The sequence below is a fragment of the Bradyrhizobium sp. BRP23 genome (assembly GCF_020194135.1).
In the GTDB taxonomy this organism is placed as follows: Bacteria; Pseudomonadota; Alphaproteobacteria; order Rhizobiales; family Xanthobacteraceae; genus Bradyrhizobium; species Bradyrhizobium yuanmingense.
On the sequence record NZ_JADYVW010000007.1, the window covers coordinates 295,121 to 313,836 of the forward strand.

The window sequence follows — 18,716 nt, forward strand, 5'->3', positions numbered from 1 at the left end:
GGATCGACCCCGTTGCTAGCTGTAGAAGATGCCTCCGTCGACGTTGAGGGCTTGGCCGGTCACAAACGCAGAATCGTCAGACGCAAAGAACGCAACGGGCCCGACGACGTCCTCCGGCTGCCCGAGCCGGTGCAGGTCCGTGACCTTCTCGAAATAGGCGACACGCTCGGGATCGCGGAGATTGTTCATCCCCATCTCCGTCACGATGATGCCCGGGCATACGGCATTGACCGTGATGCCGTAGCCGCCGAACTCCATGGACGACACCCGGGTGAAGCCGACCACCGCCGACTTCGACGCGGCATAGTGGGACTGTCCCGGACCGCCCGTTCGAGCGGCGAGCGAGGCGATGTTGACGATCCGCCCGTATTTGCGCTCCTTCATATGTGGCACCACGGCCTGGGTCATCTGGAAGACGCCGCGCGTGTTGACGGCGAAGGTCTGATCCCATGTCTCGGTCGTCAGCTCGTCGATGCTCGCCAGCCTGAGGATGCCCGCATTGTTGACGAGGACATCGAGGTGCCCGAGACCCTGGACGGCTTCAGCCACCGCACGCCTGCAATCGCCGATATCGCTGACGTCGCCCAGCACCGGGATGCAGCGGCCGCCAAGCTTGCCGACCTCGGCGACGGTCTCGAGCAGAACCTTCTCCTGGGCCGCGATGTCGGTCAGCGCGAGATCGTAGCCTCGCTTGGCAAGGCCAGTAGCAATCGCACGGCCAATGCCGCGGCTTGCCCCCGTCACGATCGCATGTCGGGCCATGTTGCATTCTCCCCTGTTATTTCCAATGAATCTTGGTTCTTTACCGGCGTTGAAAAGATCAGGCGCAAGCCGGCTTGCGGATTGGCAAGGTGTTCATGGCCTTCACGGTTTCCTCGAAGGATACGAGATTGGCGCCCGAACCCAGCCCCGTCGCGACGATCGCGGCCGTCGCGGTCGCGAGCTTGGCGCAGTCGAGCAGGTCCCAGTCGCGAGCCAGCCCCGCGATGAAGCCGCCCGTATAGGAATCGCCGCATCCCGACGTATCGCGAACGGCAACGTCGAACGCCGGCACCGTGAACTGGCGTCCGTCGCGGGTCATCACGAACGAGCCGTCGGCGCCGAGAGAGATGGCGCAGGCCCCCGCCCCCTTGTCGATGAAGAACCGCGCGCATGCGGCGGGATCGTCGGTTCCGACCATGGCACTGGTCTCATCGATGCTCGGCATGAAGAAGTCGACATAGGGCAGCAGCGGCTCGACCAGTGCCAGCGTTTCACGCCGCGCCTGGATGAGATCGAGCGTCGTCGTGCAACCAGCGGCTTTCGCATCCTGCAGCAATGCGACGGAAGGCGCTCCATCCATCGCAAGCAGAGAGCCGACCCCGCCGAGATGGAGAATTTTGCTCCGGCATGCGGCTACTTGCGTTTCGGGCGCGATCCGCCATCGGGCTGAGGCGCCCCTCGCATGCATGACCGGACGCGAGCCGTCGGGCCGGATCGGCAAAATCGTTGCAGAGGTTGGAGCGCCGGTCATTCGCTCCATCAGAGCGATATCGATGCCTTCGCGCTCCAGCGCGTTCAGCATCCAATCAGCCTTCTCGTCGGAGCCGACGGCACCAACCGCGAGCGCCTTCAAGCCGAGCCGCGCGCAAGGAACGACCGTTCCGCCGGCCGTGCCGGCGACTGCGAGCCGGATTTCCTCGATCAACAACCGGCCACCTCCGGGTGGGATCTCGGTAACGGGGACCCCGAGAATATCCAGGATGTAAGTGCCGCAGACGCTGACGTCGTGAGTGTAGGCCATGAGTTCTCGCAAGGCAGGGGATTATTCGTGATCTAGCTCGACAGCTGGGTAATCTTGGCCGCGCCTTCGTTATCGCGCAGGCCGTAATGCCCCCATCGCTTCAGGATGCTGTCGATCTCCTCGTCCGGTAGCAGCGGAGGAGAGCCGAGTTGAAGACAGCCGTGATACTGCTTGGCGAGCACCTCGACCTCCACCGCGAGCCACAAGGCTTTGCGCAGGTTGGGACCGATGGCGATCAGCCCGTGATGTGCGAGGAGGCAGGCGCGGCGATAGCGAAGCGCGTTCAGGGCCGCCTGCGACAGTTCGGCCGTGCCATATTGCGCATAGGGCGCGCAGGGGATGTCGTTGCCGCCGGCCGCGGCAATCATGTAGTGAATCGCAGGGATCGAGCGATTCATGATCGCGATGATGGTGCAAAAGACCGGATGGGCGTGAACGACGGCGCCAACCTCCGGCTTCGACTTGAGGATGTCGAGGTGAAAACGCCATTCGGTCGACGGAACATTGCCGGCCGATGCAGTCCATGAGCCGTCCCACTTCATGGCCACGATGTCTTCGGGCTTCATGCGGTCGTAGGGAAGACCGGACGGCGTCAGGAGGATGCCGTCGTCGGCTCGAACGCTGATGTTTCCGGACGTTCCCTGGTTGATGCCTTGCGCCGCCATCTCGCGGCACGCGTCGATGATGGATTGACGAAGTTCGAGCTCTGCTTCGCGGCCGATCATACCTTGCTTCCACCCTGGTTCATGCACTTGCTCCGAGCTGGACCTGACGGTCGACCAACAGCCAGGTGGCTCGCGCGGTCGCCAGCACCTCCTGCTCGGCATCGAGCAAAGCACTCTCGGCAAACAACTTGCGGCCTTCCCGCCCGGTCGGCCACGCCACCACCGCACATCGATCTCCGGGACGCGGCCGGCGTTCGATCCGAGCGGCCATGCGTCCGAGCAGCGCCGTTTCGTCGCCCTTCAATCCCAGGTGACGGGCGCCAACGCTGCAATAGCCGGTCGGGCAATCGAGAGCGGCCCAGACGAATTCGGGCGCGACATGGCCGTCCGCACCGGACAGGCTCCGATGAGGTACCCAGGAGGCCGCGAACACGACGGGCTTGCCCGGGACAGCGCCCGCCTGCAGCGGGCCTGCGAAGATGCGAAGACCATCGCCGTGACCACGCGCGGGGCCACAGACAAAACAAGTCGGAAGGTTATGGGTCTGCTCTTCGTAGGGTGTTCGGCCGGCCGCCTCTTCGGCCGCCTCGTAGCTTACCCTGGGAACGTCCGGCACATCGATGTCTGTTGCACGCACCGTCGCGAGCAGCTTGTCTTTCTCGCGCAACTCGATCCCGCCGTCGGCCCCCGTCAGCACGTCGAGCGACCGCTCCAGCGGCGGTGGGGCGCGCAACGTCACTTCGGCGTCTCCACTGACGTGCCTTGCGAGACATCCGCATACATAACCGCCGTTGCCGGAGTTGGGTGGGCCCCGGAAGCGCCTGTCGATGACCAGCGATACCATTGCAGCTCTCGTTCGCGGCGTTTAGCGTCCCATCGCGAAGAACTCGTCGTTCGGACGCATGCTGGTGACGTTGGCGAGGCGGTTCGACATGCCGAAGAATGCAGCGATGGCTGCGATGTCCCAGACGTCCTCCTCGGTGAATCCATGTCCCTTGAGATCCACGAGGTCGGAATCGTCCACCTCATAGGCGCGCACCGAGACCTTCATCGCGAAATCGAGCATCGCCCTTTGCCGCGCGGTGATATCGGCCTTGCGGTAGTTGACGGCGACCTGGTCCGCAATCAGCGGATTCTTCGCCCGCACGCGCAGGATGGCGCCGTGCGCCACGACGCAATACTGGCATTGGTTGGCGCTGCTGGTCGCGACGACGATCATCTCGCGCTCGGCCTTGGTGATCGGCCCCGGCTTGTCCATGAGAGCGTCGTGATAGGCGAAGAACGCCCGGAACTCGTCCGGACGATGCGCAAGTGTCAGGAAGACGTTCGGGACGAATCCAGACTTCTCCTGAACGGCCTCGATCCGTGCGCGGATATCCTCCGGCAGCGTCGCGATATCGGGAACGGGAAAGCGGCTGATCGCGGTTGCAGACATGTTCCAAGCTCCTGTTAGACTGCCGCAAGCGCGACGAGCGTTTCCTGATAGGCCTCGAACGCATCGCGCCGATCGGCCGCATAGGGCTCGACCCGCACCAGGCAGGTATGGGCCGAACAGCCCTGGCCGAATTGAGACGTGCCGATATCGAGCGTGAGCACGTTTGGATTGCCGGCGACCTCCAGACCGCTATTGCCTGTCGGCGTGAACCAAGCACCGGTCGGAAGTACCAGCACGCCTTGACGGACTTTGTCGGTGACCTCCGCCGTCGCAAGGCACTCGCCACGGCCGTTCCAGACGCGGATGGTCTGGCCGTCTTCGACGCCGAGAGCTGCCGCATCGTCAGGATGAAGACGAGCCTGTTCACGGCCGTTGCACTTCATGGCCCGGCTCGATGCGCCGGTTTCGAGTTGACTGTGAAGACGGCCGGCCGGCTGATGCGACACCAAATGCATCTGGCCGGCGGTGGCATTGCCGAGCCATTCAGCCGGCTCGATCCAAGCGGGATGCGAGCGGCAGTCGGCATAGTCCAGCCTGGCCAGAGTTTCGCTGCCGAGCACTATCTTTCCGCTTTCGGTCTTGAGCGCGTGCTCCTCCGGCTCGTTGCGGAAGTCGGTCAAGTACGTATGGTCTGTCTTGACCGGGCAGCGGGCATAGCCGGCTTCCCAGAACGCATCGAAATCCGGCATCTCGAAGCCGAAGCGCTGCGCGGCGTCGCTGCGGCAGGCTTCGTAGAGATGCCGGACCCAACCCATTTCGTCCCGGCCTTCGTTGAACCGATCGGCCACGCCGAGCTTGCCTGCAATCGCGTCGAAGATCGCGAAGTCGGAGCGGGATTCGCCCAGCGGCTCGATGGCCTGCTTCATGGCCAGGATGAAGTCGGAGCGTCTGTTGCCGGCAAGATCGTTGCGCTCGATCGACGTCGTGGCCGGCAGCACGATGTCGGCCCGCTGGGCCGTCGCGGTGAACATCGGGTCCTGCACGATGATCGTTTCGGGCCGCGTCCAGGCTTCCGACAGGCGATTGAGGTCCTGATGATGGTGGTAGGGATTGCCGCCCGCCCAATAGACCAGCCTCGTATCGGGATAAGTGCGGATCTCGCCTTCATAGCTGAACGACCCGCCGGGATTGAGCAGCATGTCGCTGATCCGCGCCACGGGGATGAAGCTGTCGATCGGCCTCTTCAGCTGTGAAATGGCAGGAGCGCGGCCGAGGTTGATCGGGGCCCCGACGCCGCCCAGGGAAGCGTAGCCGTAACCGACGCCGCCGCCCGGCAATCCGATCTGGCCGACGAGCGATGCAAGTCCGAGCGCTGCCCAGAACGGCTGTTCGCCGTGATGGGCACGCTGCAGGCTCCAGCTTACGGTCAGCATGCTGCGCGTGTCGACCAGGCGCCTTGCGAGCTCGGCGATCTGGTCCGCATCGAGCCCGCAGATGCCGGCGGCCCACACGGCGTCCTTGCGTCGGCCATCCGCCTGGCCCGCGAGATAGCCAAGAAAGCGATCCGCACCGCTGGTGCAGCGCTTGAGGAAATCCGTGTCGTGCCGGCCTGCCTTCACGATCTCGCCGGCGAGGCCGAGCATCAACGCCGTGTCCGTGTTCGGCCGGATTGGCCACCATTCGGCGTTGACCCAGTCGGGCAGATCGTCCTTCAGCGGCGAGACGTGGATGATCTTGACGCCGCGTTCGACGATCTGCCTGAGATAGGTCTCCAGGCGATGGCTGCCAATTCCTCCGGCCTCGTTTTGCGCGGTTCGCGGCGAGAGAGCGCCGAACACCACCAGCGTCTCGGTGTGCTGCGCGATAGTGTCGAGCGTATTGGCGCGGCCACCGCAGGCATCGTCGTTGCCCAACGCGTGGCGCAGGATCACGGGGCCCGCGGCGATGGAATAGGTGTCGACATGCCTGGTGAAGCCGCCAACCAGATTGAGCATGCGCTTGAGAAGCGAAGAAGCATGATGCAGGCGGCCGGAGTTGGTCCAGCCATAGGAGCCCGCGAAGATCGACGCATTGCCGAACGTGCCCGCCACGCGACGCACTTCGTCCGCAACCAGCGTCGTCGCCTCGTCCCAGCTGACCGGCACGAATTTCTCCCGGCCGCGTCCCCGGCGATCGCTTTTCTCGCGCTTGTCCAGCCAGCCGGAACGGACCATCGGCCGCAGCATGCGCCGTTCGGGATTGGCCCATTCGGCAATGGAATGGATGATTGGGGACGGCGCCGGATCATGCTGGAACGGTTCGACGCCGACGATGCGGTTATCCTCGACAAGGATCGTGTACGCACCCCAATGGCTGCAATGCGGGATCCGCTTGATCCTGCTCATGCGTCCACCGCTCCAAGTTCGCGCCGCATCTGCGCGGCGAATTCGGGATAGGTCTCGGCGAGCTCGTCGAACACGCGGCCGCGGAGCAGCTCCAGCGTCGATCGATCGGGCAGCGCCGTCTGCCGCGGCTCGGCGTCATGGGCGAAGCGAAAGCCGGTCGCCTGCTTGATCTCCGCAAGATCGTGCCCGGGATGGACGCTCTCGAGATCGAACCCGGGCCGCGTCTTGTCGAATCGAAAGAGGCCCTTGCCGGTCAGGAGAGCCACGGGGCCGCCGCTCCGAAACACGCCCTCGGGGCTGACGCCGGGGGCACTGATGAAGTCCACCTTCTCCACGAAGACGCGCGGCGTATGCTCCTCGCGGAACAGGATGACCCGCGGCACGACGAAATAGAGATAGGCCGACCCGAACGAGCCGGGCCAGCGCACGCTCGAGCGCGGATAATCACCGGTGCCGACGAGGTTCACGTTGCCGAGGCCGTCGATCTGGCCGCCGCCGAGAAAGAACGCGTCGATCCGGCCCTGACCTGCACAATCGAACAGCTCCGCCGAACCGTTGGTGAAGAAATTATGCTCGACAGAACCGAGGATGGAGATGCGTGGACCAACGGCGCCACGCGCCTCCTTCATTGCACGCAGCAGCATCGCGCCAGCGGCAGGAATCGGAGAGGAGGCGCCTACGGCAACATGCCTGACGCCATCGAGCAGCCGCGCGATCGTGCAAATCAGCACTTCGCGAGGGAGAACGTCCGACATCACGCGGGCTCCATCTGCGCCTGCGCCATATAGGCCGAGAAGCCATCGGCCGTTCGCGCGGCCTTCGCATAACGCGCGATCTCCGCGCTATCGGCGGGATACTCGCCCCATAAACCGTATGGCCATGCGCCCTTCGGTGCGCGCGCGACTGCCGTGACGTAGAGTGCCGGCAGCACGCCGGCCGCGCTCATCTCGTTGGCGAGCAGATTTTCCTCGACGATGCGCTCCACCGTGACGAGAACTGTCTGCGAAGCGTAGGCCATTGCGGCAAGCTCGCGGCGTCGCCCGATCCAGACATTGCCGAAGCGATCAGCCATCGGCACATGGAAGATCGTGACGTCGGGCTTGATGGCGGGAATCAGCACGATCGGATCGCCTCCATCCGCCAGCGGATTGTCGACGACACGCCAATCGTCGCGGTGGCGCAGCAGATCCGTTCCGATCAGCCCGCGAAGGGGCATGAAGGGGCTGCCCTTCTGCGCCGCCATCAGGCCCGCATGGATGGCAGGACAGGTCGCGTCCTTCAGTCGAACCGCGCCTTCCTTGACCGCCGCGTTGAACCGGGGCGCTCCACCTGCTTCGCCCAGCGAGGCCGCACTGGTCTCCACCGTCCGGACCAGACCTGCGCCGACAAGCTGGTCGAGCTGCAATCCGCCGGTTGGCACGCAGACCAGATCGAGATCGCCCGCGCCATGCTCGATCATTGGACGCGTCATGGCCATGGAGACGCCGGCGTAATCGACGGGCAGTGCGACTCGCATGCCCGGCTCGATGTGCTTCGCCATGACGCGAGGCTCGCTCAACACCATCATCCTCCCCAGCCTTGTTCTATATTGTAGAACGCAATTCCAAATTATGTTAGGCGGATTTGGACGATGCTGTCAATCTGGCTTCGCCGGCGGAGCCTTCATTTCCAGGACTTTCGCGCGCAGCCGGCCGCAGCAGCGCACCTTTGCGCCGCGATCAGGCGGCGCGACTTGACAAGACGACGCGCTGCTCCAACAATAATTGGAATGACGTTCTATAATATAGAACATACTGGGAGGATAGAATGGGCGAGCCTTCGGCTCAGCGTGCGATGCGCTCTGGCGATGCGAACGTTCGGACATTGCCGACCGGCCGCCTCCGGGACCGCGACGCGTTCGGATCGAGCATTGCCGTCCGTGAAGCGGTGAAAGCTTACGGCAACTTTCATGCGGTCGACCGGATCAGCATCGACATCGAGCCCGGCGAATTCATCACGCTTCTTGGCCCATCCGGCAGCGGAAAGACGACGCTGCTCAACCTTGTCGCCGGATTCCAGAGCCTCGACAGCGGCGAGATCCTCGTCGACGGCAAGCCGGTCCACAACGTACCCACGCACAAGCGCGGCTTCGGCATGGTGTTCCAGAGCTACGCGCTGTTTCCGAACATGACGGTCAGCCAGAACGTCGCGTTTCCGCTTCGGATGGCGGGGGTCGACCGGGCGACTGCGGAGCGGCGCGTCGCCGAAACGCTGGAGATCATGCGGCTGACGGAGCATGCGACGAAGTCTCCCTCGCAAATGTCGGGTGGACAGCAGCAGCGCGTCGCGATTGCCCGCGCCATCGTCAGGAAGCCCAAGGTCGTGCTGATGGACGAGCCCCTCAGCGCCCTCGACCGGCGGTTGCGCGAACAGATCCAGATCGAGATCCGCGACCTTCACCAGACCATCGGCAGCACGATCCTGTTCGTCACCCATGACCAGGGCGAAGCCCTGACGATGAGCGACCGCATCGCGGTACTCAACGCCGGCAAGATCGTTCAGATCGGCCGCCCCCTGGACATCTACCGGCATCCGACAGATCGCTTCGTCGCCTCGTTCGTCGGCGAGAGCAATCTGATCGAGGCCGAGATCCTGCAGAAGCGCGGATCGACACTGACGATGAAGAACCGTGCAGGATACGTGTTCAGCGCCGAAAGCCGGGACACGATCGACGTCGGACGCGCAACTGTGCTCGTGCGTCCGGAACGCATCGCCGTGTCGAACGAGCCGGCTGCGAATTCCACGCCCGTCAGCGTCACGTCTGCGATCTTCCTCGGCGAGATCCTGCGGATCGAGGCGCAAATGGAGGGCGGAGATCCGCTCCTGATCCGCTGCACCGACATGGCCGACCGGCCGCTGCCGGCCGTCGGCGATCGTCTGCACGTGAGCTGGGGCGCCGCGGACTGCTGGGTGCTTGCATGACCGCGGCATCGATCGGCGCCCAGGCAGGCCGTCCTGCGGATCTCGATCTCGTCAGGAGGTTGAAGGATCCGGCGCTGCTGCTCCTGCCCGCGCTCGCGTTTCTGGCCTTCATCTATCTGCTCCCGCTGATCGATCTCATCCGCATCAGCGTGAGCGGGCCGTCGTGGTCGACCTATTTCGAGCGGGTATTCGCCATACCGCTCTATTGGGATTCGCTCGTCCGCACGATGCAGATCTCGGTCACCGTCGCCGGACTGTGCCTGCTGTTCGGATATCCGACGGCGCTGCTCATTCACCGCAGCCGCGGCATGACCCAGGCCCTGATCGCGACCGCGATCGTGCTGCCCTATTTCATCGCCATCCTGATCCGAACCTACGCCTGGATGGTCCTGCTCGGCCGCAACGGGCCGGTCAACAAGCTGCTGGTTTCGGTCGGAATATTGAGCGAGCCGGTGCAGCTCCTCTTCAATCGCGGCACGGTACTTCTCGGCATGACCGCGGTGCTTCTGCCGCTGATGGTGCTGACGATCTATTCCAGCGTGGCGCGCCTCGATCAAAGCCTGACCCGCGCGGCGCTGGCCAGCGGCGCCGGGCCCATTGCGGCGTTCTGGCGCGTGTTGCTGCCGCTGACCCTACCCGGGATGGGCGCCGGCTTCCTGCTGGTCTTCGTCGCAGCGATCGGGTTCTTCATTACGCCCACGCTGCTCGGGGGTCCCGGCGACCAGATGTTTGCCATGCATATCACGCAGCAGGCGGACTCGGTCACATCGGAGGGATTCCTGCAGGCCTTGGGCGTGGTGCTGCTGACGATCACGCTGGCGGTGGTCGCGGTGGCCGGACGCTTCCTCGGCTTCGAGTTCATCTGGGGCGGCCGCAAGCTGACCGAGGCCGCACCGACGACGACTGACCGCCACGCCGCCGATGACGGCCGCCGCAGTTTCGGCGCCTCAGCTGCCGACTTGATAGGCTGGCCGCTTCTGAGACTTTTCGGGCGGCTGCCGGCGAGCTTCGGGACCTGGACAGTTCGCCTTCTGGGCGGACTGGTCATTACCGTTCTCATCCTGCCGATCATCGTGGTGATGATCATTTCGTTCAGCAGCGCAAGCTATCTGACCTTCCCGCCGCCGGGTTTCTCATTTCGCTGGTATGAGCAGTTCTTTTCCGATTCGAACTGGATGCGGGCGTTCTGGACATCCCTGGTCGTTGCGGCGATGTCGGCCGGAATCGCGATCGTGCTGGGCGCGTCGGCCGCCCTCGGCATCGTCAGGAGCAGCATTCGCGGCAAGTCCACCATCATGCTGCTGCTCGTAAGTCCGATCATCGTGCCTCCGGTCGTGCTCGGCCTGTCGCTCTACAGCCTGTTCCTGCGTTTCGACCTGGTCGGCTCCGTCTTCGGCCTTGCCGCGGCGCATGCGATCGGCGGCCTTCCCCTCGTCGTGGTGATCCTGTCCGCATCGCTTCAAGGCGTCGATACAAGGCTCGAACAGGCGGCTGCCGTCCATGGCGCATCGTCCCTGACGGTGTTCCGCCTGGTGACGCTGCCGGCCATCATGCCGGGCCTCGCTGCAGCGACATTCTTCGCCTTCCTGCACTCGTTCGACGAGTTGGTGCTGACGCTGTTCCTGTCGAGCGCGGAGCTGAAGACGCTCCCGCTCATGCTGTGGGGCGACATCAATTACCGGCTCAATCCGGTGCTGGCCGTGGTCTCGACGCTGGAGGTGCTGCTGGTGGTCGCAGGGCTCGTCCTTGCACGGCCCGTTCTCGCCACGTCGCGGAAGGCAACGTGACACAGATCAATTTCAACTGGAGGAAAGAGAAAATGCTGGGAATGAAACGCTGGCGACTGTCGGTTTCCGTATTGGCCTCGGCCCTGTGCATCGCGATGGGGACGGGCCCGGCTCAGGCTCAGAGCAACGTCGTGATCATGCAGGACCCGGGCGGCGGATATGGCGATGCATTGCGCAAGGTCATGTACGATCCGTTCGAGAAGGCGACCGGCATCAAGGTGGTCACCGTCCAGGAGGCGCGTAGCGGCCCACGCATCAAGGCTCAGGCCGAGGCCGGCAAAGCTCAATGGGACCTGACGTTCATCTTCGACCAGGAGACCAAGCTGCTCGGCGACTGTTGCCTCGCCGACATCGACTATTCCAAGCTGTCCGACGCCGCCAAGCAGACGCTGGCGGCCATGCCGGACAATCTGAAGCGCAAGAAGGGCGTGGCGCTGCAGGTGATCGGCGTCGGCCTCGTCTACAACAAGGACAAGTACAAGGGCGAGAACGTGCCGACCAGCTGGGCCGACTTTTGGGACGTGAAGAAATTCCCTGGCCGGCGCTGCATGCCCGCCTGGCCGCGTTTCGTCTTCGAGGCGGCGCTGATGGCCGACGGCGTAGAGAAGAGCAAGCTCTACCCGATCGACATGGAGCGGGCGCTGAAGAAGGTCAAGGAGATCAAGCCACACATTGCCAAATGGTGGACGACATCCGCACAGCCGCCGCAGCTCCTGCTCGACGGCGAGGCCGACATGTGCATGGCCTACACCGGTTCGATGAGCAAGCTCGCGCTGGAGGGCGCCCCGATCGAGCTGACTTTCAATCAGGGCTTCATCTACTACGACTTCTTCTCGATTCCCAAGGGAGCGCCGAACTACGACAACGCGCTGAAACTGCTGTCCTGGCGGCTCGAGCCCAAGCGCGCGGCGCAGCTCACCTCGACCTTCCCGGTCGCCCTTCCCTCCCAGGTCGTGTTCGAGGCCGCAACCGACAAGAAGCTCGCGCGCTACTGGGCCAACAACCCGGACAACGTCTCGAAAGCGATCGAATGGAGCCCGGATTATTGGGGCGCGACTTCGCCGGCTGGAAATTCCACCAATGAAGAGTACGGGCAGGAGAAGCTCAACGCCTTGCTGGCCCAGTAAGCAGGCTGATCAGCCCCGATCCGAAAGGATCGGGGTTAATTCCACACCCGGGCTATTGCCGTTCGCGCGGCCATGCTAGATCGAGTGAAATATCATTCTATTTTGGCTGGTGGATGGATAAGGCTTTTACCAAGGGACTGCGTCTCCTGGAAGCACTTGCTCTGAGCGAGCAGCCCCGCGGCGTCACTGACCTCGCGAGCGAGCTGAAGCTCACCAAGAGCAACGTGCATCGGCTGCTGATGACTTTGCAGTCTCAAGGCTATGTGCGCCAGATCCCCCCGCACAGCACCTACGAGCTCACGACCAAGATCTGGGCGCTCGGCAGCCATGTCATCCACCGGATGGATCTCATCAACGTCGCGCGACCGGCAATGACGAAGCTTGCCGAGATCACCGGCGAAACCATTCACCTGTCGGTGCTCGAGGACACCGACGTGGTCTATGTCGACAAGATCGAAAGCGCTCACCATATCCGCGCCCATACAAGCGTGGGCATGCGCGCACCCGCTTTCACCATGGCGACAGGCAAAGCGATGCTCGCACATATGCCTGATGACTACCTGGAACGGTTCCGGCCGCATCTGAGGCGCTACACGGAAGCGACGCGAACGACGATCGAGGAGCTGCGGGAGGACATCGAGCTGGCACGCGCGCAGGGCTACTCCTCCGTCCTGCACGGCGAGTGGCGCGAGGGCATCGCCGCCTGCGCTTGTGCCATCCTCGGTCGTTCCGGCGAACTCGTGGGAGCGATTGGCATGTCCGGGCCCGACAGCCGCATCAAGCGCAAGCAGATAAAAGAATATTCGGTTCACGTGATGGAGGCAGCCCGAACCATCGGCGCTGCCCTCGGCTATTCCAGTAGGCCGGCGGCATATCCAGCAATGCGAGGCGGTCCTAGACAGTCACATCAATCACGACGAGCCACCTGATCTTTCCAGGACGGCGTTGGTGCCGGGCAACGGAAGCAGCCGCTGCTCGTCCATCGCAGACTTCAGATCGAGGTCCGCACCCGTATACCCGGCCAGGAAGTGGGCATCCCCCGCTCCTTCGCAAAAGCCGAGGGCGACAACGGCATCGGCTTCACGGACGCGCTTGATTCGCTCGACCGCGCCCGCGCCGCCGATCGCAGCGGCGACATCGACGCGTGCAGCCGGGAGATCGCACGCGCGCGGGCCGTCCTGAGATAGCAAATGCCGCTCAAGGGTCGAAGGCAAGGCGATGCGCGCAACGCGGTCGTGCAGCCGTGGGAGCAGGACGTGCGTTCTGGAAATACTCGCCCGAGCGCAGGTTTCTAATGTCAATGCAATCAGGTGGAGTCTTGTCCATGCATAAACAGCACTCATCGAACAATAGGCCACACACGGGCCGGGATCGCACCGAGCCTTCTTGATGAATTTCAGTGCGATGCTTGCTGCGTCTTGCACCTGCCACTAGGGGTTCGATCTGCGTCCGACTTCAGCATCCGGGCGGCAGCACCGGCGACACGCCGGGCGTTGGTGCTGCGCCTGAAGCGTTCGCCGGCAGCACAGTCGCAGGCGAGGCGAGATTCATCGAGACGCCTTCCATGCAAGCCGAGCTGTTCGGGCTGGGCACAACCGCAGCGTTCGGGTCTATACCCGTCCCACCGGCACCACTGGCTTCCGCCTGAATCGTACCAGGTGCGGGGCTTGTAGCCACTTGCGGGATCGACAATGGCAGGGACGCAGCGCTCGTCACCTCTCCCCCCGGCGTCGAGCTGCATCCGACCGTCGTACCTGTTCCTGAGGGCGCAGCTGAGGAGATCGTACCGGTGGCGCTGCTGTTCCGCCTTATCACCGGCAGCAACGGCGCCGCGATGTCCGGTGGTGCAAGGCCTGTCGGCGATACGCTCGGCGTCGCCGGCACCGGCGTCGGCGATGACGACGGCGGAGCGCAGACGACCACCGTCCCCGGCGTCGTCGGATCCGACGCGAGCGGAACCGGCGCCAGCGTCGTGTCCGGAGCACCTGACACGGTCATTGCGGAAAACGGCCCGGGACTGTTGAGCGGTGAGACCACGATCGCGCCCGGCACCGTCGGCAGATCCATTGCAGTAGTGCCGGTCGTTGCGACCTGTGCCTGACCAGCAGAGCTTCCGAGCAGCAACGCCGTCGCCGCTGCGAGTACAATTCGCATCATCTTTCGCGTCCTAGCTCGCCTCGCTCTTGCGAACGGTGACCTTGCTTCCCTCCGCCAGATTGACCGCGGGATTGAGCACGACCTGGTCGCCGGGCTGCACGCCGTCGCGCACTTCCACCGTGGTGCCGAAATCCCGGGTGATCGAGACCTGCTGAAAATGGACCGTGTTGTTGCGCACGACCACGACATGGAGGCCGTTCTGGTCGAAGACGAGCGCATCGGATGGGATCGTCGTCGATGCTGTCCTGCGCGGAATCGATAGTTCGACCGTGCAGTATATGCCCGGACTGAGCAGGCCATCCGGATTGGGCACGTCGATCTCGGTTAGCAGCGTCCGGCTTCCCGGCTGCAGCGCGGTTGCGATCCGCGTGACCTTGCCCGCAAACGTCCGCCCCGGAATCTCGGGGACGCGGATATCTGCATCGACGCCCGGACCAACGCCGAACGCTTCGTCCTGTGGCACGAACACCTGGGTTCGGATCACGTCGGAATGCATCAGCGTGAACATGAAGGTGGACCCGGCTGATACCAGGCTGCCGTTGTCCACGTTACGCTGCGTGACCACGCCGTCGAATGGCGCCACCACACGCTGATAGGACTTCTCCTGCTGGAGAACTCGGATCTGCGCTTCCTGCGCCGTGATGTTCGACTGGGCGACACCCACCGCGCCTTGCTGCGCGCGCAGGGTGAGACGATCGTTGTCGCCCTGTTGTGCCGTCAACCAGCCCTGCTTGACGAGATTGCTGTCGCGCGAGTTGGTCACGTCGGCCAGCTCCCGGCTTGCCTCCGCCTGCTGAAGCGCGGCCTGGTCCTGCGCGAGCGTCGCTTGGGCCTGCGCGATTTGCTGGTCGAGCTCGGGCGCAGTGATTTCCACGAGCAGCTCTCCCTTCTTGACCCGATCGCCGATATCGACGTAGCGCTTCTCGATGTAGCCGCTGGTCCGCGCGAAGATGTTGGCCGCCTCGAACGCGGTCGTCGTCGCCGGCAGGCTCACCTTCATGATGTCGCCTCCGGGCTTCACCGTCGCGACCCGAACCTCGGGAAGGTTGGTTCGAGCCTGCTCTGCCACAGCGGCAACGCCACGCATGGCCTCATAGTGCCGCCAGCCGCCGATGCCGAGACCGCACGCAAGCAGCAGGAGCACGCCTCCGCCGAGCAGCGCGCCGCCGTAACGGCGTCCGGATCGAGGGCCCTTTCCCGGCAGTTCCACAATCCGGAGGCTCTCCGCCCCCGGGCGGTGTGTCGCCCCGTCGTCATCGGTCCTTGCGCGAACGTCACTCATTCCGGTTGCTCCTCGAATACCCCATGATGAGGCTTGCCGTCGTTGCCTTTGCGCAGCATGGCGAAGAGATAAGGCACGATCAGCAGGGTGGTCGGTGTTGCAAACAGCAGACCGCCGATGACCGCCCGCGCGAGCGCTGCATTCTGCTCCTCGCCGGGCCCGCCGATCGCCATCGGGATCATGCCGACGATCATCGCCGCCGCGGTCATCAGCACGGGCCGGATTCGCGTCCGGCCTGCGCTCTGCGCCGCCTGGAATGCCGAATGCCCCTTCAATTGCTCGTCGCGTGCGAATGTCACGAGCAGGATGGAGTTCGCGGAGGCTACGCCGATCGCCATGATGGCTCCCATCAGCGAAGGCACGTTCAGCGTCGTCCCGGTGATAAACAGCATCGTCACGATGCCGCAGAATGTCGCCGGCAGTGCCAGGATGACGACAAAGGGATCGCCAAAATTCTGGTAGTTCACGACCATCAGCAGGTAGACGAGGATGGCCGCGAACAGCAGTCCAAGGGAGAGATCGCGGAACGATTGGTGCATGCTCTGGATCTGACCGAGAACCTGGATCGAGTTGCCCGGCTGGAGTTGCTTCTGCAGCGTGGACGTCACCTTCTCGATGTCAGCCGCGACGCTGCCGAGATCACGGCCCTGCACGCTCGCATAGACATCGTAAACCGGCTGCACATTGGCTTGGTTCGAGTTGGTCGGAACGGTGCCCCGCTTGAAGGTCGCAACATTGCTGAGCAGGCCCGGCACCGTCTGCCCGCTTGCGGCAAGCGAGGCCGAAACCGGCGTATTGCCCAGCGCGTTCAGCGAATTGGTACTGTACTCTGGCGTCTGCACAGCCAGGTAATAGGGAATGCCGGAAGTCGGATCCGTCCAGAAGTTCGGCGAGACCTGCGCGGACGATGAGAGGCTGACATTGATGTTGGTTGCCACCGTGCTCGCATTGAGACCGAGTTGCGCGGCGCGGGTGCGGTCGATGTCGGCGTAGAATGCGGGAGCATCGACCTCCTGCTGCAGATGTGCATCGACCACGCCGGGGATCGCGGCGAGACTCTTTTGCAGTTCCTTGGCGACGGCGAGATTGTTGTTGCCGTAACCGACCGTGCGGACATCGATCTGCGCCGGGAGACCGAAGTTCAGGATCTGCGTGACGATATCGGCCGCCTGGAAATAGAACGTGTCCTCCGGGAATGCCCTCGGCAGCACCTGCCGCAGCCTCCTGATGTAATCCGCCGTCGGCTGGTGCCCTTCCTTCAACGACACGAGAATGGTGCCGTCGTTCACCCCGATGGTGGAACCGTCCGTGAAAGCAAGGTTATAGGGCCGCGCCGGCAGGCCGATATTATCGACGATCAGCGCCCGGTCGTGCTCGGGAATGACCTCGCGGATCTTGTCCTCAACTGCCTGGAAGATCGCTTCCGTCCGCTCGATCCGCGTGCCCGCGGGGGCGCGAACATGGAGCTGGATCTGGCCGCCGTCGATCAGGGGATAGAAGTCCTGGCCGACATAGGCGAACATCGTGGCACCGAGCGCCAGCACCAGCAGGGCGACGACGGGTATCACTGCGCGGTGCCGCAGCAGTTTCAGCAGCAGATCGGAATAGCCGTCGCGCAGGCGTTCGAAACCGCGCTCGAATGCCGCGGAGGCGCGTGCGAGGATGTTTGACGGCCGATTGCCCTTGCCATGACGTTGCTCGCCCTTCAGGAGCAGGCCAATCGTGATCGGCGTCAGCGTCCGCGACAGGCCATAAGACGCCAGCATCGCGAACACCACGGCAAGGCCAAGTGGCGTGAAGAGATATTTGGCCGGGCCCTCGAGGAATACGACCGAGATGAACACGCAACTGATCGCGAGCGTCGAGACCAGCGTCGGAATGGCGATTTCGGCGGCTCCGTGCAGTGTCGCGTCCGGCAGCGGCATGCCTTCCTCGGTCCAGAGCCGGTGCGTGTTCTCGATCGTCACCGTCGAATCGTCGACGAGAATACCGACGGCAAGAGCAAGGCCGCCGAGCGTCATGGTGTTGAGGGTCTCGCCGAGGAAATAGAGGACGATCAGCGAGGACAGCATCGCCAGCGGGATCGAGATCAGGACGACGAGCGTCGATCGCCACGATCCCAGGAACACCAGAATCATCAATGCCGTCAGGCCCGCCGCGATCGCGCCTTCGCGCAGCACACCATCGACCGAGTGTGTGACGAAGATTGACTGGTCGAACAGCTCGTTCACCTTCAGCCCCGCGGGCGCCGACGCGCGGATCGACGTCAGGGCCGCTTTCACGCCGTTGACGACGGCCAGCGTGGAGGCATTGCCGTTCTTGATGACGCTGAGCAGGACGGCGCGGTGGCCATCCTCGCGCACAATGTTCTGCTGAACCTGGGCGCCGTCGCGGACCTGGGCGACGTCCTTCAGGAAGATCGTCGCCCCGTTCGCGAACTTCACCGGGATCATGTTTAGATCCTGGATCGTCGCCGGCGTCGCGTTGGTACGAACGGTGTACTGGGTGTCGCCGATCTTGGTCGTGCCGGTCGGCAGCGTCAGGTTCTGCGTGTTCACTGCGTTGACGATGTCGAGCGGTGTCAATCCGCGCGCCAGCAGCTTGTTCGGATCGAGGTCAACCATGATCTGGCGGTATTTGCCGCCGGTAGGCGTGGGCAGGGTCACGCCTGGAACGGGAGCCAGTTGCTGGCGGACCCGGTAGATGCCGAAATCGTAGAGCTGCTGCTCATTCAGGTTGTTCGATTCGAGGCTGAGCTGGAGCACCGGCACGCTTGAGGCATTGAACTGCACGATGATCGGCGGCTGGATGCCGGGAGGCATCAGAGCGCGGATGGCGTTGGTCGCCGAGACGATCTGCGAGATCGCGAGATCGAGATTGACGTCCGGCTGAAAGTAGATCTTCTGAACCGACAAGCCGTTGAGGGTCTGCGCCTCGATATTCTTGATACCGCTGACATTGGCGCTGATCGAATACTGGCTGTAGGTGCTGACGCGCTGTTCCATCTCCGGCGTGGAAAGGCCGGTGTAGCTCCAGATGACAGTGACGACGGGAATCCGGATCTCCGGAAAGATGTCTGTCGGCATCGAGCGAATTGCGATGCCGCCGAGGAACAGGATCAACGCCGCAAGCACGTAGAAAGTATGCGGAAGCCGCAGCGCGAAGCGAACAATTCCCATGATTGGTCTGCCTGAA

16 protein-coding genes are annotated in these 18,716 nt (G+C 63.7%); 5 read left to right on the forward strand and 11 right to left on the reverse strand.

The window, feature by feature from the left end; genetic code table 11:
* Window positions 1-15 precede the first annotated feature (15 nt).
* The 8 genes from I6F24_RS21215 to I6F24_RS21250 all read right to left on the reverse strand — a co-directional run bounded on the left by I6F24_RS21215 (window position 16) and on the right by I6F24_RS21250 (window position 7,771).
* Window positions 16-762, reverse strand: a complete 747-nt coding sequence (locus I6F24_RS21215; RefSeq protein ID WP_225151594.1) for an SDR family NAD(P)-dependent oxidoreductase — start codon at window positions 760-762, stop codon at window positions 16-18.
* A gap of 58 nt (window positions 763-820) precedes the next feature.
* Window positions 821-1,783, reverse strand: a complete 963-nt coding sequence (locus I6F24_RS21220) for a sugar kinase (protein ID WP_225151596.1) — start codon at window positions 1,781-1,783, stop codon at window positions 821-823.
* Window positions 1,784-1,815: 32 nt separating this feature from the next.
* Window positions 1,816-2,508: an L-fuculose-phosphate aldolase gene (locus tag I6F24_RS21225; RefSeq protein WP_225151598.1), complete on the reverse strand. Its 693-nt coding sequence runs from the start codon at window positions 2,506-2,508 to the stop codon at window positions 1,816-1,818.
* Between the two features lie 19 nt (window positions 2,509-2,527).
* On the reverse strand, window positions 2,528-3,187 hold the full coding sequence (locus tag I6F24_RS21230; protein ID WP_311735354.1) for a hypothetical protein: 660 nt from the start codon (window positions 3,185-3,187) through the stop codon (window positions 2,528-2,530).
* A 126-nt stretch (window positions 3,188-3,313) separates the two neighbouring features.
* A complete protein-coding gene (locus I6F24_RS21235; RefSeq protein ID WP_036026687.1) occupies window positions 3,314-3,883 on the reverse strand; it encodes a peroxidase-related enzyme in 570 nt (189 codons plus the stop codon).
* Window positions 3,884-3,897: 14 nt separating this feature from the next.
* Complete coding sequence (locus tag I6F24_RS21240) at window positions 3,898-6,207, reverse strand: molybdopterin-dependent oxidoreductase (protein WP_225151600.1); 2,310 nt, start codon at window positions 6,205-6,207, stop codon at window positions 3,898-3,900.
* Window positions 6,204-6,962 (reverse strand): CoA transferase, encoded by a 759-nt coding sequence (locus I6F24_RS21245; RefSeq protein ID WP_225151602.1) that lies wholly within the window; start codon window positions 6,960-6,962, stop codon window positions 6,204-6,206. Before I6F24_RS21245 ends, I6F24_RS21240 begins: the two co-directional genes overlap by 4 nt.
* On the reverse strand, window positions 6,962-7,771 hold the full coding sequence (locus tag I6F24_RS21250; protein WP_225151679.1) for a CoA transferase: 810 nt from the start codon (window positions 7,769-7,771) through the stop codon (window positions 6,962-6,964). Before I6F24_RS21250 ends, I6F24_RS21245 begins: the two co-directional genes overlap by 1 nt.
* Before the next feature lie 242 nt (window positions 7,772-8,013).
* Between I6F24_RS21250 and I6F24_RS21255 the strand changes: the two genes are divergently transcribed.
* The 4 genes from I6F24_RS21255 to I6F24_RS21270 all read left to right on the forward strand — a co-directional run bounded on the left by I6F24_RS21255 (window position 8,014) and on the right by I6F24_RS21270 (window position 13,011).
* A complete protein-coding gene (locus tag I6F24_RS21255) occupies window positions 8,014-9,168 on the forward strand; it encodes an ABC transporter ATP-binding protein (protein ID WP_225124506.1) in 1,155 nt (384 codons plus the stop codon).
* Window positions 9,165-10,955, forward strand: coding sequence for an ABC transporter permease subunit (locus I6F24_RS21260; protein ID WP_057026118.1), 1,791 nt, complete (start codon window positions 9,165-9,167; stop codon window positions 10,953-10,955). Before I6F24_RS21255 ends, I6F24_RS21260 begins: the two co-directional genes overlap by 4 nt.
* A 32-nt stretch (window positions 10,956-10,987) precedes the next feature.
* Window positions 10,988-12,082 (forward strand): extracellular solute-binding protein, encoded by a 1,095-nt coding sequence (locus tag I6F24_RS21265; RefSeq protein ID WP_036011588.1) that lies wholly within the window; start codon window positions 10,988-10,990, stop codon window positions 12,080-12,082.
* A gap of 113 nt (window positions 12,083-12,195) precedes the next feature.
* The gene (locus I6F24_RS21270; protein ID WP_036026695.1) at window positions 12,196-13,011 is read left to right on the forward strand and encodes an IclR family transcriptional regulator; all 816 of its coding nucleotides are present in this window, start codon (window positions 12,196-12,198) and stop codon (window positions 13,009-13,011) included.
* On the opposite strand, the gene I6F24_RS21275 is transcribed toward I6F24_RS21270, so the two are convergent.
* On the reverse strand, window positions 12,994-13,425 hold the full coding sequence (locus tag I6F24_RS21275; RefSeq protein WP_225151604.1) for a hypothetical protein: 432 nt from the start codon (window positions 13,423-13,425) through the stop codon (window positions 12,994-12,996). The genes I6F24_RS21270 and I6F24_RS21275 overlap by 18 nt on opposite strands.
* A gap of 446 nt (window positions 13,426-13,871) precedes the next feature.
* Between I6F24_RS21275 and I6F24_RS21280 the strand changes: the two genes are divergently transcribed.
* A complete protein-coding gene (locus I6F24_RS21280) occupies window positions 13,872-14,183 on the forward strand; it encodes a hypothetical protein (protein ID WP_225151607.1) in 312 nt (103 codons plus the stop codon).
* 66 nt (window positions 14,184-14,249) lie between these two features.
* Here the strand turns inward: I6F24_RS21280 and I6F24_RS21285 are convergent, their stop codons facing one another.
* On the reverse strand, window positions 14,250-15,521 hold the full coding sequence (locus tag I6F24_RS21285; protein WP_225134981.1) for an efflux RND transporter periplasmic adaptor subunit: 1,272 nt from the start codon (window positions 15,519-15,521) through the stop codon (window positions 14,250-14,252).
* Window positions 15,518-18,700, reverse strand: a complete 3,183-nt coding sequence (locus I6F24_RS21290) for an efflux RND transporter permease subunit (protein ID WP_225151609.1) — start codon at window positions 18,698-18,700, stop codon at window positions 15,518-15,520. Before I6F24_RS21290 ends, I6F24_RS21285 begins: the two co-directional genes overlap by 4 nt.
* Window positions 18,701-18,716 lie beyond the last annotated feature (16 nt).

Bases quoted from the DNA above. Each gene is read 5' to 3' on its own strand.
- I6F24_RS21240 (WP_225151600.1), bottom strand. From the start codon at position 6,207: ATGAGCAGGATCAAGCGGATCCCGCATTGCAGCCATTGGGGTGCGTAC.
- I6F24_RS21270 (WP_036026695.1), top strand. From the start codon at position 12,196: ATGGATAAGGCTTTTACCAAGGGACTGCGTCTCCTGGAAGCACTTGCT.
- I6F24_RS21235 (WP_036026687.1), bottom strand. From the start codon at position 3,883: ATGTCTGCAACCGCGATCAGCCGCTTTCCCGTTCCCGATATCGCGACG.
- I6F24_RS21215 (WP_225151594.1), bottom strand. From the start codon at position 762: ATGGCCCGACATGCGATCGTGACGGGGGCAAGCCGCGGCATTGGCCGT.
- I6F24_RS21290 (WP_225151609.1), bottom strand. From the start codon at position 18,700: ATGGGAATTGTTCGCTTCGCGCTGCGGCTTCCGCATACTTTCTACGTG.
- I6F24_RS21220 (WP_225151596.1), bottom strand. From the start codon at position 1,783: ATGGCCTACACTCACGACGTCAGCGTCTGCGGCACTTACATCCTGGAT.
- I6F24_RS21250 (WP_225151679.1), bottom strand. From the start codon at position 7,771: ATGGTGTTGAGCGAGCCTCGCGTCATGGCGAAGCACATCGAGCCGGGC.
- I6F24_RS21275 (WP_225151604.1), bottom strand. From the start codon at position 13,425: ATGAGTGCTGTTTATGCATGGACAAGACTCCACCTGATTGCATTGACA.
- I6F24_RS21260 (WP_057026118.1), top strand. From the start codon at position 9,165: ATGACCGCGGCATCGATCGGCGCCCAGGCAGGCCGTCCTGCGGATCTC.
- I6F24_RS21265 (WP_036011588.1), top strand. From the start codon at position 10,988: ATGCTGGGAATGAAACGCTGGCGACTGTCGGTTTCCGTATTGGCCTCG.
- I6F24_RS21255 (WP_225124506.1), top strand. From the start codon at position 8,014: ATGGGCGAGCCTTCGGCTCAGCGTGCGATGCGCTCTGGCGATGCGAAC.
- I6F24_RS21245 (WP_225151602.1), bottom strand. From the start codon at position 6,962: ATGTCGGACGTTCTCCCTCGCGAAGTGCTGATTTGCACGATCGCGCGG.
- I6F24_RS21225 (WP_225151598.1), bottom strand. From the start codon at position 2,508: ATGATCGGCCGCGAAGCAGAGCTCGAACTTCGTCAATCCATCATCGAC.
- I6F24_RS21285 (WP_225134981.1), bottom strand. From the start codon at position 15,521: ATGAGTGACGTTCGCGCAAGGACCGATGACGACGGGGCGACACACCGC.